Raw genomic sequence first — 15135 nt, 5'->3', positions numbered from 1 at the left:
GGTCACCGTATCCCGCCGCTTCGGGCTCCGGCCCCCCGCAGGGCGTCGGCGAGGGGCCCCTCCCCGGTCACCTCGGCGACGCCGTCCCCCAGCGCGTCGGGGAGGGCGCGGGCACCGGCCGGCAGGGCGAGGACCGCGTCGGGGCTCTTGGCGGGGCCGTCCGCGTACGACGGGGCCGTGCCGCCCAGTTCGATGTGGAAGGCGCCCTCGTCGAGGCGGACCTCGACCACGCCGCCGGGCAGTCCGGGCACAGCGGCCAGCCGCCGCATCAGGGGGACGGCGGCCCAGTGCGCGCGGACGGCGTCGGTGGGGCGGGGCTCGCCCAGGTCCGCGGTGCCCCAGGCGGCGAGCGCGCCGAGCACGGTCAGCAGGTCCCGGCCGCGGGGGGTGAGTTCGTAGACGTACGCGGCGCCGGGGGGCGGCAGGCGGCGGCGGGTGACCAGTCGGTCGCGCTCCATCTCCTTCAGCCGGGAGGCGAGCACATCGGTGCTGACGCCGGGCAGGTCGGCGTGGAGATCGGTGTACCGGCGGGGGCCCGCCAGCAGCTCACGGACGATCAGGAGCGTCCAGCGCTCGCCGACCGTGTCGAGGGCACGGGCGACGGCGCAGTACTGGTCGTAACTTCGGCGCGGCATGATCCCAGTGTAGACAAAGAGTTGGACTTTCCAAGCTCGTACTTGGTAAAACCAAGCAGTAGCCTGTGCCTGTGCAGCAGGGCGCGGGACCGGACCGGGAGGCCGTCGCATGGAGTACAAGCAGTCGAGCAAGCTGGCCGAGGTCTGCTACGAGATCCGCGGTCCGGTCATCGAGCACGCCAACGCACTGGAGGAGGCCGGGCACAGCGTCCTGCGGCTCAACACCGGCAATCCGGCGCTGTTCGGCTTCGAGGCCCCCGAGGAACTGCTCCAGGACATCATCCGCACCCTCCCGTCCTCGCACGGCTACAGCGACTCGCGCGGCATCCTCTCGGCCCGCCGCGCGGTCGCCCAGCACTACCAGGAACGCGGCCTCGCCGACGTGGGCGTGGACGACGTCTTCCTGGGCAACGGAGTCTCCGAACTGGTGCAGATGGCCGTGCAGGCCCTGGTCGACGACGGCGACGAGGTGCTGATCCCGGCCCCCGACTTCCCGCTGTGGACGGCCGTGACCAACCTGGCGGGCGGCAAGGCCGTGCACTACATCTGCGACGAGTCCGCCGACTGGTTCCCCGACCTCGACGACATCGCCTCGAAGATCACCAGCCGCACCCGGGCCCTGGTGATCATCAACCCCAACAACCCCACGGGCGCGGTGTACCCGCGCGAGCTGCTGGAGGGCATGCTCGACCTGGCCCGCCGCCACCACCTGGTCGTCTTCGCCGACGAGGTCTACGACAAGATCCTCTACGACGACGCCGTGCACCACACGGCCGCGCTGCTCGCCCCCGACGTGCTGTGCCTGACCTTCAGCGGGCTGTCCAAGGCCTACCGCGTCGCCGGCTTCCGTTCCGGCTGGCTGGTCGTCACCGGACCGCGGCAGCACGCCAAGAGCTATCTGGAGGGCCTGACGATGCTGGCCTCCATGCGGCTGTGCCCCAACGTCCCCGCCCAGCAGGCGATCCAGGCCGCCCTCGGTGGACGCCAGAGCATCAAGGACCTGGTGCTGCCCGGTGGCCGGCTGCACGAACAGCGCGACAAGGCGTGGGAGAAGCTCAACGAGATCCCCGGCGTCTCCTGCGTGAAGCCCAAGGGCGCCCTCTACGCCTTCCCGCGCCTGGACCCGAAGGTGCACCGCATCCACGACGACGAGAAGTTCGTGCTGGACCTGCTGCTGCGCGAGAAGATCCAGGTGGTCCAGGGCACCGGCTTCAGCTGGCCGCGCCCGGACCACTTCCGCATCCTCACCCTCCCCCGGGCCGACGACCTGGACGCGGCCATCAGCCGCATCGGCCGCTTCCTCGCGGGCTACCGCCAGTGACCCGGCCCCCCGGCGACGCACGGACGTCCGGGGGCTGACCCCACCACCGCGACATGCCGGATCGCCCATGGGCAGGGGGCGCGTGTAGGGGCCACCGACGTCCGGGGCGGGGGTTTTCCCCACGTCGTGGGGAGGAGAAACCCGCCGCGGAGTCACCAGTCAGCCGGATGGGGCGCCGGCCGCGGGGCCCATAGCGTCGTTGCCGAGGCGGTGGTGAGGTGCCACCGCCCGGCTCCGAGGGGGTTTCGACACCGTGGCAAGCGCACACGGCCGCGCCCGTACCGCGGGTACGGCACACGGCAAGCAAGGCATCGCCGCCGCCATGGGCGGCTGGAGCGCCCGGCACCGGTGGACGGCGGTGGGCGGCTGGCTGCTCTTCGTCGTCCTCGCGCTGGCCATCGGTTCCATGGCCGGCCGCGTCGACGTGACCGACAGCGAGGAAGTGCCCGGCGAGTTCGGCCAGGCCGTACGGATCCTGGACGACGCCGGGCTGAGCAACGGTCCGGCGGGCGAGATGGTGCTCGTCCGGGGGGCGGGCTCGGGTTCGGGCACGGTCAAGGCGACCGACCCGGCCTTCCGCTCCACCGTCGACGACGTCATCAGCGCGGTGAAGGGCACCGGCGAGGTCACCTCGGTGCAGTCGCCGTACGACATCAAGGCCGTCTCCGAGGACGGCCGTTCGGCCCTGGTGAAGTTCGACATGCGCGGCGACCCGGACACCGCGCCCGACCGTGTGCAGCCGGTAATCGACGCCGTACAGGGCGTCCAGGACCGGCACACCGGCTTCGCCGTCGAGCAGTTCGGCGAGGCCAGCTCCCAGAAGGTGTTCGACGAGGCCTTCGGCAGCGACTTCCAGCGGGCCGAGTACTCGGCCCTTCCGGTCGCGCTCGGCATCCTGCTGATCGCCTTCGGCGCCCTGGTGGCCGCGCTGCTGCCGGTCGCGCTCGCCATGACGGCCTTCCTGGCGACATCCGGCCTGGTCGCGGTCGTGAGCCACACGGTGCACATGAGCGACACCGCCAACTCCGTGATGCTGCTGGTCGGTCTGGCCGTCGGCGTCGACTACTGCCTGTTCTACCTGCGCCGTGAACGCGAGGAGCGGGAGGCCGGGCACGACCAGCAGACCGCGCTGCGCATCGCGGCCGCGACCAGTGGACGGGCGATCCTGGTCTCCGGCGTGACCGTGATCGTGGCGATGGCGGGCCTTCTGTTCACCGGCATCGGCGACTTCAAGGCCATGGGCCTGGCCACGATGATGGTGGTGGCCGTCGCGATGTTCGGGTCGGTCACCGTGCTCCCGGCGCTGCTGTCCCTGCTGGGCGAGCGGGTCGAGAAGGGCCGGGTGCCCTTCCTGCGCCGGCGCGGCCGGACCCGCAGCGGCGAGTCCCGCTTCTGGGGCACCGTGCTCGGCGGTGTCCTGCGCCGCCCCGCCGTGTCCGCCGCGGTCGCCGGCGGAGCGCTGATCGCTCTCGCACTGCCGGCGGTCGGCCTGAACACCGCCAACCTGACACTCAGCCAGGAGCTGGGCGACAAGCTGCCGGTCGTCCGCGCCTACGAGGAGATCAGTGCGGCCTTCCCCGGCGGCCCTGAGCCGGCGCAGGTCGTCGTCAAGGCCTCCGACATCTCGGCACCCGAGGTGCGCCGGGCCATCGACGCCTTCTCCCACGAGGCGGTGACCAAGGGCGCCAGCCCCGGCCCGATCGAGACCGAGACGCACCCGAAGGCGAATGTCGCCGTCCTCGAGGTGCCGCTGACCGGCGGCACGGACGAGAACAAGGCGGAGGCCTCACTGCGGATCCTGCGGGACCAGGTGCGCCCCGACACCCTCGGCAAGGTCGCCGGCGTCACCGCGCCGATGGCCGGGTCGACGGCCGCGTCGATGGACTTCACCGACAAGATCGGGGACGCCGTGCCCCCGGTGTTCGCCTTCGTCGTCGCCTTCGCCTTCCTCCTGATGCTGCTCTCCTTCCGGTCGCTGACCATCGCCCTGACCTCGATCGTGCTCAACCTGCTCTCGGTGGGCGCCGCGTACGGCATCCTCACCGTGGTCTTCCAGCACGGCTGGGGCGCGAGCCTGGTGGGTGCCGAGGGCGTCGGCGCGATCGTGGCCTGGCTGCCGCTGTTCCTGTTCGTGATCCTCTTCGGGCTGAGCATGGACTACCACGTGTTCGTGGTCTCCCGGATCCGCGAGGCCCGCATGCGGGGTCTGAGCACCCAGGGCGCGATCCGTCACGGGATCACCACCACGGCGGGAGTGGTGACCAGTGCGGCGCTCATCATGGTCGCGGTGTTCGCGATCTTCGGAACGCTGTCCATGCAGAGCATGAAGCAGATGGGCGTGGGCCTCGCCGCCGCGGTGCTGATCGACGCCACCGTCATCCGCGGAATCCTGCTCCCCGCGGTGATGGCGCTGCTCGGCGAGCGCAACTGGTACTTCCCGACGTGGCTCCGGTGGCTGCCCGACCTGACCCACGACGAGACGGCGATCGCCCCGACGCCGGTCCGCCCGGACGCCGTGCCGGCCCCGGCCGAACCCACGGGCGTGGGCCGCTGATCCCTCCGCCCACGGCACGACCCCCCGGCCCGGCCCCCGCATCGCGGGAGCCGGGCCGGCTGTCGGTGCCCCGCGCCATCATGGCGCCGTGGACACTCAGGCACGGATCGACACCTGGCGACGGCTCCTCGACGACCCCGCACGTGCTGGGTACTCTTCGAGCACGGGACACGCGTCGTTCTGACGGATCCCTCGGCGGACGGCCTGGCCGGCCAGGCCGTCACGGTCCTGTGGGAGTTCGGGCCGGTGCACGTCGGCAGCCCGGCGGCGGACTCCTCGGTGATCGACGTCGGCGAGGCGGACGGCTGGGTGGTGACGGGGGATCACCCCGACGTCCTCACCCCTGTCGCGCCGGACGCTGAACCGGCACGCCCGTCAGTCGGACACCGGGGGGCGCGGGCGTATCGGGTCCAGCCCTTCCCCCGCCCTGGGTCCGGTCACCGGCCCGGCGGGCGCCGGGGCGTGGAAGGGATCGAGCACCGGCGCGGGACCGCGGACCGGGGCGGGAGCGGTCAGGTCGGGATCGGAGAAGAGCGCTGGCTCCTCGTGTGAGGTCGACATGTCCAGCAGACTATCCGGTGTTCGAATATCTGTGCGATCCCCCAAAAGAGTTATCGAGTCGCGGGCCCGAACCGCATGACCTCCGGCCCCGGCCCGGACGCCGTAGCCGCCCCGGGCTCCGGCTCCGGAACCCCCGTCAGCGAGGGCAGCCACGGCCCCCACGGCCCCAGCCCCTCCCCATTGGGGCTGCCCGTCGCCGTGAAAGCCGCGAGCGCCCCGCCGAAGGCGCGCCCCAGGGCTCGGTCGGCCGCGTCCACCCGGCCGAGCATCGGCGCATCGCGGAAGGCGTCGAAGGTGCCGAAGAGGAACGGCAGTTCCGCGCAGTGCGTGGCACCCAGGGCGATGCCGCCGCCGTCGTCCTCCCCGGGCGGCCGCCGCGTGAAGCGGTACACGTACGCGGGCGACCCGTCTCGGGCGCACTGCCCCGCGATCTCGGTGATGCCCGCCCGGAAGAGCTGCTCGGCGACGACGTCCAGGGGCTCGTCGAAGGACGTGACGGTCAGGAAGGCGGTCATCTCGTCCTGCGTACCGCCCAGCAGGACGTCCGTACCCCTCAGGGCACCGCCGGCCACCGCCTCCCGCCATCCCGTCGCGGTGAGCGCACCACCGCGCACCGGATAGGTCGGCGGCGCGGTGTTGCCCGGCCGGGCGCGTTCCACGACCAGCCGCCCGTACGCCTCCAGCAGGCGTTCGACGGGCAGACCGCGCAGGGCGCCGGCTCCCGGGAGATCGAGCAGGCGCAGGTAGTGCGCGGCGGCGTCGGCGGCCTCCGCGGGCTCCTGCGGCTCCAGCCCCCACGGACCGCTCTCGCCGATCACCCGCCGGACGAGCCCGCGCGTCCCCGCGTCGAGCGCAAGGGCGAGCGCGGAATACGCGCCGGCGGACTGGCCGCCGACCGTGATCGCCTCGGGGTCGCCGCCGAAGGCCGCGACGGACTCCCGCACCCAGCGCAGCGCGGCGGCCTGGTCCTGGCTGCCGAGGTTGTCGGCGCCGAGTTCCGGCAGCTGCAGGTAACCCAGGGGTCCGAGGCGGTAGTTGACGGTGACGACGATGATCCCGCCGAGTGCCGCCAGCCGGCCGCCGTCGTAGAGGTCCCAGCCGCCCGAGCCGGTGGTGTAGCCGCCGCCGTGGATCCACATCAGCACCGGGCGGGGCGGCGCCCCGGCGTCCAGGGCGCCCTCGGGCACCCACACGTTGAGGGTGAGGCACCCGGCCTCGTCGCCGTGCAGCTCCCGCGGGCCCATGATCGCCTCCAGGCGACTGTGCCCCTGCGGGGCCTCGGGACCGGAACGCGCCGCGTCCCGTACGCCGTTCCACCCCGGGTGCGGGCGCGGCGCGGAGAACCGCAGGTCGCCCACCGGCGACGCGGCGTACGGGATCCCGCGGAAGGCCGCCACCCCGCCCTCCTCGGTCACCCCGCGCACGGAGCCGCGCTCCGTGACCACCACCGGCCTGCGGTGTTCGTGCCTGGTATCCATGACTGCCGGTCTACCGTGCCGTCATGGCAGACGCGCGCCGGCGACCCCGTGGCGCGCCCGGAGGCCCGTGAAGACGCCCGGACTGCCGAATGCCCACGGGTCCGCGGGGCGTGGTCAGGCCGCCCCGGACCCGGCGGACGCGGCCGCCTCGCCCGGTGCCGCCGCCTCCGAGGCGGCTGCCGCCTGCCGCGCCCGCTCCTGGCCGCGGGCGGCCGAGCGGCGGCCGTAGAGGATGGTCCAGGCGATGAGGACGCCGGTGACGGCGTACGAAAGCACCGAGTTGACCGTCACCATGGTCGCGGTGGACAGCCGGTACGACAGGCCGACGCGGGCCAGGGCCTCCAGGACGTAGCCCGCCCCCCAGACGACGGTCATGGTGCGCATCACCTGCCGGAAGCCCGCGTACTGCCAGAGGCCGTCGAAGCGCTCGGCGCCCTCCTTGGTGCCGTCGGTGCCGAATTTGCGGCCGAAGTAGAACATCAGCGGCCGCGGCGCGAGCAGGCTGGCCAGGCAGACCACGCCGAACAGTCCCGTCACGGCCGAGTCCTTGACCAGGAGCAGCCGGGTCGAGTGCGGCCCCACGACGGTGACCAGCACGGAAATGGCCAGGAAGATCAGAGTCATGATCGCGAACTCGTCCACCTTGCGCCGCCAGGCCAGCGAGACGCCCGTCTCCAGCACCGGCCAGACACCGGAGACCAGCAGGGCCGAGAACTCGCCCCAGCCGGCGGCGGTGAGCCGGTTGTACGTCAGGACGGGCAGGACGATGTTGCAGACAATGGTGAGCGCCCAGCCGAGCGCTGACGACACCCGTGAGTGTCCGGACATGGCTTCCCCCGTCGCAGTCCGATGTCCGGGGGAACCTATGTGCCGGGCCACCGCCCCGGCCGGGACTTTACCCGGCCTTTAGGACGGCGGCCCGGCGCCGCCGGGCGGAGTCAGTTCTCCGGCGGCAGTTCCCCGGCGAAGGCCGCGGCCATCCGCAGCCAGGGGGCGGCCTCGTCGGCGCGCCCCTGCCGCTGGAGGGTGCGGCCCAGCATCAGGTGCGCGTAGTGCTCGACGGGGTCGCGGTCGATCACCACCCGCAACTGCTCCTCGGCGCGGCCGAGCTGGGCGGAGTGGTAGTAGGCGCGGGCGAGCAGCAGGCGCGGTGCGACCTGCTCAGGGACCTCGTCGACGACGTCCGCCAGCAGACGGGCGGCCTCCGTGTACTCCTTCGCCTCGAAGAAGAGCCCGGCGCGCTCCCAGCGCTCCGCCGTGGTCTCCTCGGCGGCCTCGAAGGACTCGAAGCCGATGGGGTTCATGTGAGCTCCTCTCCGGGTGCGGTGTGCGGCATGCGGGCCGCCTGCTCGAAGCCGAGCCGGCCCTTGTCGAAGTCCTCGATGGCCTGCAGGACCTCGGCCTTGGTGTTCATCACGAACGGTCCGAAGTGCGCGACCGGTTCGCGGATCGGGCGCCCGCCGAGGACGAGGACGTCCAGGTCGGGGGTCCGGCTGTCGGGACGGGCGGTGGCCTCCAGCGTCAGGGTGTCGCCCGCCCCGAAGACCGCGAGCTGGTGCGCGTCCAGCGGGCGCTGCTCGGCGCCGGCCGTGCCGCGCCCCGACAGCGCGTACGCCAGGGCGCTGAAGTCGGGCCGCCAGGGCAGGACCAGCCGGGCGCCGGGGCTCAGGGTCGCGTGCACCAGGGTGATCGGGGTGAAGGTGCTCCCCGGCCCGCGGTGCCCGGCGACCTCGCCGGCGATGACGCGCACCAGTGCGCCGCCGTCCGGGGAGGACAGCAGCGCCGCCTCGGGGCCCTCGATGCTCTGGTACCGCGGCGGGTTCCACTTGTGGGCGCGGGGCAGGTTGACCCACAGCTGTATGCCGTGGAACAGCCCGCCGGAGACGACCAGTTCCTCCGGCGGCGTCTCGATGTGGAGGATGCCGCTGCCGGCCGTCATCCACTGCGTGGCGCCGTCGGCGATGGTGCCCCCGCCGCCGTGCGAGTCCTGGTGCTCCATGCGTCCGTCGATCATGTACGTGACGGTCTCGAAGCCGCGGTGCGGGTGCCACGCGGTGCCCCTGGGCTCGCCCGGGGCGTACTCGACCTCGCCCATCTGGTCCATGTGGACGAACGGGTCGAGCAGCCGCGGGGAGACCTCGGCGAAGGCCCGGTGCACGGGGAAGCCCTCGCCCTCGTAGCCGCGGGGGGCGGTGGTCACGGTGCGTACGGGGCGCTGCTCGGAGCTCACCGGGTCGGGCTCGGTGACGCGGGGCAGGAGCAGCGTGTTCTCCACGGTCACGGCGGGCATGGGACGCTCCTCGCTCTTCGAAACTCGTCCGGGGGTCCGGGCCGGACCTCCGTCGGCTGGTTTAACCTTCAACCAACTCGATTCATTCCGGCCCTCCACGCCCGCCCCGCCTGCCCGCCCGGCCCGCCGTCCCGCCGGGCCGGGGTCGCGACTCAGAAGCCGAAGCGCGCGCGCTGCCCCTCCGGGACCAGCTCCACGTACTCCGGGTGCTTGCCGATCCAGCTCCGGATGAAGGGGCAGTAGGGCAGGACCTCCAGCCCCCGGTCGCGCGCCGCGTCCAGCGCGGCGCGGGCGAGGACCCCGCCGAGGCCCCGGCCGCCGAAGCTGGGGTCCACCTCGGTGTGGATGAACGCGATCTCCTTGCCGTACAGGTGGTACTCGGCGAACCCGGCGCGCTCCTCCTGGCCTCCCTCGTCCACCGCGTCGAAGACCTCGAAGCGCGACTTGTCCGGGTTCTCGGTGACACGTGCTGCCATGGTGCGGCCCTCTTCCTACTCGGGCCGCAGGGCGGCCAGTTGCTGCTCGAACGGGACGACCGTATCGGCCGGCAGCCGGGACGCGGGCGGCCGTGCCACCAGCAGCCCGGCCAGCTCGCCCGCGGCGCGCGCGATCCGGGTCGGCAGGGTGTCGGTCAGCGGGTCGCCGCTGCCGCCCCAGTCCTCGGAGGCGGCGTAGACGGCGGTCGGCACGACCACCGCGCGCAGGTAGGCGAAGAGCGGCCGCAGGGCGTGCTCCAGCGCCAGCGAGTGCCGGGCGGTGCCGCCGGTGGCGGCGATCAGCACCGGTTTGCCGGTGAGCGCGTCGTGGTCGATCACGTCGAAGAAGGACTTGAACAGCCCGCTGTACGAGGCGCTGAACACCGGGGTGACGGCGATGAGCCCGTCGGCCTCCGTGACCGCGGCGACCGCCTCCGCCAGGGTGCGCCCGGCGAAGCCGGTGACCAGGTTGTTGGCGATGTCCACGGCCAGGTCGCGCAGTTCGACCACGCGCACCTCGACCGGACGGCCGTCGTCGGCCGCGGACTGCCGCACGGCCTCGGCGAGCCGGTCGCCGAGCAGCCGGGTGGAGGACGGGACGCTCAGCCCGGCGGAGACGACCACGAGCTTGACCGGTTCAGGGTTCACCGCGCGACCTCCGTCCGCTGCGCGTCGCGGCGGGCGACCAGCGAGGCGTGGTCCGGCGCGTCCGGCACACCGGCCGGGCGGCCCTTGGCGAACTCCTCGCGCAGCACCGGCACGACCTCCTCGCCGAGCATGTCGAGCTGCTCCAGGACCGTCTTCAGCGGCAGTCCCGCGTGGTCCACCAGGAACAGCTGGCGCTGGTAGTCCCCGGCGTACTCCCGGAAGGACAGCGTCTTCTCGATCACCTGCTGCGGCGAGCCCACGGTCAGCGGGGTCTGCTCGGTGAAGTCCTCCATCGACGGCCCGTGGCCGTAGACCGGTGCGTTGTCGAAGTACGGGCGGAACTCGCGCACCGCGTCCTGCGAGTTCTTCCGCATGAACACCTGCCCGCCGAGCCCGACGATCGCCTGCTCCGGCGTGCCGTGCCCGTAGTGCGCGAAGCGTGCGCGGTAGAGCTCGACCATCCGCTTGGTGTGGTCCGACGGCCAGAAGATGTTGTTGTGGAAGAAGCCGTCACCGTAGTACGCGGCCTGCTCGGCGATCTCCGGCGAGCGGATGGAGCCGTGCCAGACGAACGGCGGGACGCCGTCCAGCGGCCGCGGTGTGGAGGTGAAGCCCTGCAGCGCGGTGCGGAAGCGGCCTTCCCAGTCCACCACGTCCTCGCGCCACAGCCGGTGCAGCAGCGCGTAGTTCTCCACGGCGAGCGGGATGCCCTGCCGGATGTCCTGGCCGAACCAGGGATAGACCGGTCCGGTGTTGCCGCGTCCCATCATCACGTCGACGCGGCCGCCCGCCAGGTGCTGGAGCATCGCGAAGTCCTCGGCGATCTTCACCGGGTCGTTCGTGGTGATCAGCGTGGTGGAGGTGGACAGGATCAGCTTCTCGGTGCGGGCCGCGATCCAGCCCAGCATCGTCGTCGGCGACGACGGCACGAAGGGCGGGTTGTGGTGCTCGCCGGTCGCGAAGACGTCCAGCCCCACTTCCTCGGCCTTGAGCGCGATCGCGGTCATCGCCTTGATCCGCTCGTGCTCGCTCGGCGTCCTGCCCGTCGTGGGGTCGGTGGTGACATCACCCACTGTGAAGATCCCGAACTGCACCGGCCTCGCCCTCCTCCATCGCCTCGACTAGCTTGTTGACTATTCAACCACCTCCTCGAACGAGAACACCCACCCCCCTATTCCGCCTGTACCGCGCGTACTGCCGCGGACAGGGCGGCGCGGTCAGCCGAAGCGGCCCGCCACGTAGTCGGCCGTGCGCTGGTCGGAGGGGTTGCCGAAGATCTCCTCGGTGGCGCCGTGCTCGACGATCCGGCCGGGCGTGCCCTGCTCGGCGAGGAAGAACGCGCACTGCGCGGAGACACGGGCGGCCTGCTGCATGTTGTGCGTCACGATGACGACCGTCACCTCACCGGCCAGCTCCGTGATCGTCTCCTCGACGCGCCGGGTCGAGGTGGGGTCCAGGGCGGAGCACGGTTCGTCCATCAGCAGCACGCGCGGGCGGACCGCGAGCGAGCGGGCGATGCACAGCCGCTGCTGCTGGCCACCGGACAGGGCGCCACCGGGCTTGCGCAGCCGGTCGCGGACCTCCTTCCACAGGCCGGCGCGGCTCAGGCACTCCTCGACCAGCTCGTCCTTCTCCCGGCGCGTGGCACGGGTGCCGGTGAGCTTCAGCCCCGCGACGACGTTGTCGTAGATGGACATCGCCGGGAACGGGTTCGGCTTCTGGAAGACCATGCCGATCCGGCGGCGCGCGTCGGTGAGGCGGCGGCCGGGCGAGTAGATGTCCTCGCCCTCGAAGAGCACCTCGCCTGCCAGGGCGGCGGACGGGATCATCTCGTGCATCCGGTTGAGGGTCCGCAGGAACGTCGACTTGCCGCAGCCGGACGGACCGATGAGGGCGGTCACCTCGCCGGCCGGCATGGTCAGCGAGACCCGCTCCAGCACCTTGTGGTCACCGAACCAGGCGGAGACGGCACGCGCCTCGAGCTGGGCCGGGGACGCGGCGGTCACGACGGGCAGGACGGCGGTGTCGGCGGCGGTGTCGGCGGGCTTCACCAGCGCGACAGGCGCGACAGGCGCCTCGGAGACGTCAGAGGCATCGGGGGCTTCGGAGGCGCGGACGGGCTCTGCGGACTCGGCGATGTCGGTCATGGTTGGTTTCCTCTACAGCAGGTTCGGGAGCAGCTGGGTGACCTGGCCGCCGACCTGGAGGCCGACGACGGCCACCACCGGCAGGAAGACGATCCAGGTCTGGTGGCGGCCCCAGCGGTGCCAGGCCCACACGGCGGCGATGGAGACGAGGGCGAGCGCCTGCAGCCACATCACCAGCGGCCAGGGCACGCCCGTGCCGGCCGCCATCGGCTGCTCGGAGTCGGGCAGGGTGCCGGACTGGATGACGGCGGGCGGGCTCTCGACGGTGGCGGACACCTGCTCGGCGTCGACGCGCAGCACACCGGCGGGCAGATAGGACGCGCCGGTGGCGGTCACCAGCACGAGCCGCCCCTTGCCCGCGGCGAGGGTGGCGGGCGCCGGGTCGCCGGCGCGGCGGACGTCCGTGACGCGGTACGAGACCTTGCCCTGTCCGGTGGTGACCGTGAGGGGGTCGCCGGCCCGCAGCTGCGCCAGGTGCCCGAACGGACCGCCGTACGCGGCCGCGCGGCCCATCAGCACGCTCGTACCGGCCTGGCCGGGCATCGGGGTGTCCCGGCGGTGGCCGGGACCGTCGGCGAGCACGCGCGAGTCGGTCCCCTCCAGGACGACCTCGCGCACGTGCAGCGACGGGATGTCGATGAGCGCGAGCGGGGTCCCCGGGGCGAGCAGCTTGCCGTCCTGGTCGGTCTGCGCGACCGGAGCGGTGCCCAGCGCCAGGTTCGCGCGCAGTGCGTCGAACGCCCCGTGCTGCGCGGCCCGGTACTCCAGGTGGCTCACGACCACCAGTTGCGCGGTCAGTCCCAGGAGCAGCGCGGCCAGGGTCAGCAGCGCGCCCCGGGCGAGGTGCTGCGTGGTGGGTATCCGTGCGAGGGACAGCGTTACGGTGGCGCCCCGTTCACGGATACGGGGCGGATTCGGTGCGACGACCGTCACGGCGGTCTGCCTCCTGCGGATGCGGTCGGGGGGCGCCGGGGAGGCCGCGCGGACGCGGCCTCCCCGGCGGGTGGATCAGGTGGACTTGATGGTGAAGTTCGCGCCGTTGCGGGCGTTCACCGTCGAGGAACCCAGGTAGCGCACGTGCAGCGTGTGCTTGCCCTTCTTGAGCTTCGGCAGGGTGACCGTCGTCTTGCCGGCGCTCAGCGTGCGGGTCGCGATGACCTTGGAGCCGTCGAAGATCTGCACCTTGCCGCTCGGGACGGTGCCCGTGGCGGTGACCTTCACCGAGACCTTGGCCTGCTTGGTGTGGCTGACCGAGACCGGGTGGGAGGCGGACACCGCGGGGGTGGCCTTGGTGACCGTCAGGCGCACCGTGGCGGTGGAGGTGTTCAGGCCGCCGTTGCCGGAGTAGGACACCGTCAGGGTGTGCGTGCCGACCGGGAGGTGGCTGGAGACCGCGACGGACGCCTTGCCGTGGCTGTCGAGGACGGCCGTACCGCGGGTGCTGCTGCCCTCCTTCACCGTGACCTTGCCGCTCGGCTTGACCGAGTTGCTGCCGGTGACGGTGACGGCGATCCGCGGCGTGCGACCGTAGGCGGTCGCGGCGGCCGCGGCGACGGTCCTGCTGGAGTACCGGACCGCGCCGGTCCAGGAGGCCGGCTTCTCGCTCGCGCCCGTGAGGTTGTTCGCGGTGACGGTGGCCTTGTAGGTACCGACCGCCAGGCCGCTCACGGTGTACGACGTGGTGGTCGCCGCCAGGTCCTTGTTGACCACGACCGAGCCGTCGGCGCGGGTGATCAGGACGCGGTAGTCGGTCGCCGCGGCACCGGTGGTGGCGGCGGTCCAGCTCAGCTTCAGGCTGCCGCTGCCCACGGTGGTCCTGAGCACCGGGGTCGCCGGGACGCTGACGGTGGTGCCGTCCTCCAGGCCACCCTGCTTGGCGTGCTTGGCCAGGCTGATCGAGCCGTTGTAGGACTCGTTCAGGAAGCCGAAGTCGTCGATGACGTCCTCGGACTTGTCCGACGCCAGGGCGGCGATGTGGCTGCCGCTGGTGACGAAGATGTCGTACAGCGCCTTGTCGAAGAAGACGCTGGTCGGGTCGATCGCCCGGGTCGGCACGACGTTGTACACGTCGCGGCCGAAGGTCGCGTTCTCGTAGTAGCCGGCGACCGGGGCGAGCTTGCCGTTGACCTTCGTCACCGGCGAGGTGGTGCCGTCGGTGTCGCCCGGCAGCTGGATGTTGGCCATGTAGGCACCAGCGGCGACCGCGTCCTTGCTGTGGTCGGGCGCGATGCCGTTGTTCTGGGCGATCCAGCTCGCCACGGAGAACGGCACCAGGGCGCCGTCCACCGTGAGGGCGTCGTTGGCCTGGTTCTCCTGAACGGTGGCGACGCCCGAGAGGTCGCCGTCGTTGAGGCCGATCGCGGCGAGGAAGAACTTCCGGGTGCCGGAGCCGGCCTGCGGGATGAAGGGGGTGACGTGCTGCCCGTTCACCTCGTCCAGCGTGCCGTTGTAGATGTCGTGCAGCTGGTCGACCGTCAGGTTCTGCAGCGCGGAGCCGCGGACGGCGACACCCACGGCGTCCCGGGCCATCGGGACGTAGGTCAGCGCGGTGCCACTGGTGCTCGGACCACCCGAGGAACGGGCGAAGTCGACCTGGCCCTTGATGGTGAAGGACCCGTTGCTGGGCGAGTTGAACTTGTTGCCGCTGAGCGAGGCGCTCAGCGCGCTGCGACCCGAACCCGAGCCGTTGGGCCGCCAGAAGGGGGCTCCGCCCGAGCGCGTGGTGATCGTGGAGATGACCGAGCCGGTCTTCGGGTCGATCGCGTCGTACGAGGCGACGCGGACGCCACCGGCGGAGACCGCCGAGTCGGCGTAGCTCTTGCCGTTGACGGTGTCGCCCGCCAGCGCGTTGAGCACGTCCTGCGTGGTGTCGGAGCCGACGCCGACCAGCTGGCGGAAGGCACCGGCATCCGGGTCGGCCTGGGCCGGGCTCGCGAGAGCCAGGCCGCCGGCCACGACGGCGGCCACGAGGGCCACCGACGTAAGGCGCGTAGAGCGCATGAAAGGTCTCCTGCTCATGAACGTG

14 protein-coding genes are annotated in these 15135 nt (G+C 72.3%); 2 read left to right on the top strand and 12 right to left on the bottom strand.

All coding sequences use genetic code 11. The annotated features are described in order from the left end of the window. Nucleotides 1-2: 2 nt before the first annotated feature. Entirely contained in the window at nt 3-638 is a 636-nt protein-coding gene (locus ACFYXS_RS11385; protein ID WP_389246888.1) for a winged helix-turn-helix transcriptional regulator, read from the bottom strand. Nucleotides 639-744: 106 nt separating this feature from the next. On the opposite strand from ACFYXS_RS11385, the gene ACFYXS_RS11380 reads away from it, so the two are divergent. Beyond that, entirely contained in the window at nt 745-1956 is a 1212-nt protein-coding gene (locus tag ACFYXS_RS11380) for a pyridoxal phosphate-dependent aminotransferase (RefSeq protein WP_389246408.1), read from the top strand. A 322-nt stretch (nt 1957-2278) separates the two neighbouring features. Next, the gene (locus ACFYXS_RS11375; protein WP_389246886.1) at nt 2279-4510 is read left to right on the top strand and encodes an MMPL family transporter; all 2232 of its coding nucleotides are present in this window, start codon (nt 2279-2281) and stop codon (nt 4508-4510) included. A 375-nt stretch (nt 4511-4885) separates the two neighbouring features. Here ACFYXS_RS11375 and ACFYXS_RS11370 read toward each other — a convergent pair whose 3' ends face one another. The 11 genes from ACFYXS_RS11370 to ACFYXS_RS11320 all read right to left on the bottom strand — a co-directional run bounded on the left by ACFYXS_RS11370 (nt 4886) and on the right by ACFYXS_RS11320 (nt 15110). Next, nucleotides 4886-5071: a hypothetical protein gene (locus ACFYXS_RS11370; protein WP_389246405.1), complete on the bottom strand. Its 186-nt coding sequence runs from the start codon at nt 5069-5071 to the stop codon at nt 4886-4888. Between the two features lie 50 nt (nt 5072-5121). Further along, the gene (locus ACFYXS_RS11365; protein ID WP_389246403.1) at nt 5122-6549 is read right to left on the bottom strand and encodes a carboxylesterase family protein; all 1428 of its coding nucleotides are present in this window, start codon (nt 6547-6549) and stop codon (nt 5122-5124) included. Between the two features lie 114 nt (nt 6550-6663). Next, a complete protein-coding gene (locus tag ACFYXS_RS11360; protein WP_389246401.1) occupies nt 6664-7377 on the bottom strand; it encodes a VC0807 family protein in 714 nt (237 codons plus the stop codon). Between the two features lie 110 nt (nt 7378-7487). Further along, complete coding sequence (locus ACFYXS_RS11355; RefSeq protein WP_389246399.1) at nt 7488-7853, bottom strand: tetratricopeptide repeat protein; 366 nt, start codon at nt 7851-7853, stop codon at nt 7488-7490. After that, nucleotides 7850-8839: a pirin family protein gene (locus tag ACFYXS_RS11350; RefSeq protein WP_389246397.1), complete on the bottom strand. Its 990-nt coding sequence runs from the start codon at nt 8837-8839 to the stop codon at nt 7850-7852. The genes ACFYXS_RS11355 and ACFYXS_RS11350 overlap by 4 nt, the downstream gene beginning before the upstream one ends. Before the next feature lie 152 nt (nt 8840-8991). Further along, the gene (locus ACFYXS_RS11345; RefSeq protein WP_389246394.1) at nt 8992-9315 is read right to left on the bottom strand and encodes a GNAT family N-acetyltransferase; all 324 of its coding nucleotides are present in this window, start codon (nt 9313-9315) and stop codon (nt 8992-8994) included. 15 nt (nt 9316-9330) lie between these two features. Next, nucleotides 9331-9963 (bottom strand): FMN reductase, encoded by a 633-nt coding sequence (locus ACFYXS_RS11340; protein ID WP_389246392.1) that lies wholly within the window; start codon nt 9961-9963, stop codon nt 9331-9333. Continuing rightward, nucleotides 9960-11057, bottom strand: a complete 1098-nt coding sequence (locus ACFYXS_RS11335) for an LLM class flavin-dependent oxidoreductase (protein ID WP_389246390.1) — start codon at nt 11055-11057, stop codon at nt 9960-9962. The genes ACFYXS_RS11340 and ACFYXS_RS11335 overlap by 4 nt, the downstream gene beginning before the upstream one ends. Before the next feature lie 123 nt (nt 11058-11180). After that, nucleotides 11181-12110 (bottom strand): phosphate ABC transporter ATP-binding protein PstB, encoded by a 930-nt coding sequence (pstB, locus tag ACFYXS_RS11330; RefSeq protein ID WP_389246388.1) that lies wholly within the window; start codon nt 12108-12110, stop codon nt 11181-11183. 12 nt (nt 12111-12122) lie between these two features. After that, nucleotides 12123-13043 carry a sortase gene (locus tag ACFYXS_RS11325; protein WP_389246385.1) on the bottom strand — a complete coding sequence of 307 codons (921 nt, stop codon included), beginning with the start codon at nt 13041-13043 and terminating at the stop codon, nt 12123-12125. A gap of 75 nt (nt 13044-13118) precedes the next feature. Then, a complete protein-coding gene (locus tag ACFYXS_RS11320) occupies nt 13119-15110 on the bottom strand; it encodes an Ig-like domain repeat protein (RefSeq protein ID WP_389246383.1) in 1992 nt (663 codons plus the stop codon). Nucleotides 15111-15135: the final 25 nt, after the last annotated feature.

This window comes from Streptomyces sp. NPDC002574 (assembly GCF_042889545.1).
Lineage (GTDB): Bacteria > Actinomycetota > Actinomycetes > Streptomycetales > Streptomycetaceae > Actinacidiphila.
Note: the sequence above shows the minus strand (reverse complement) of the source record. Positions and strands in the feature narration are given on the sequence as shown.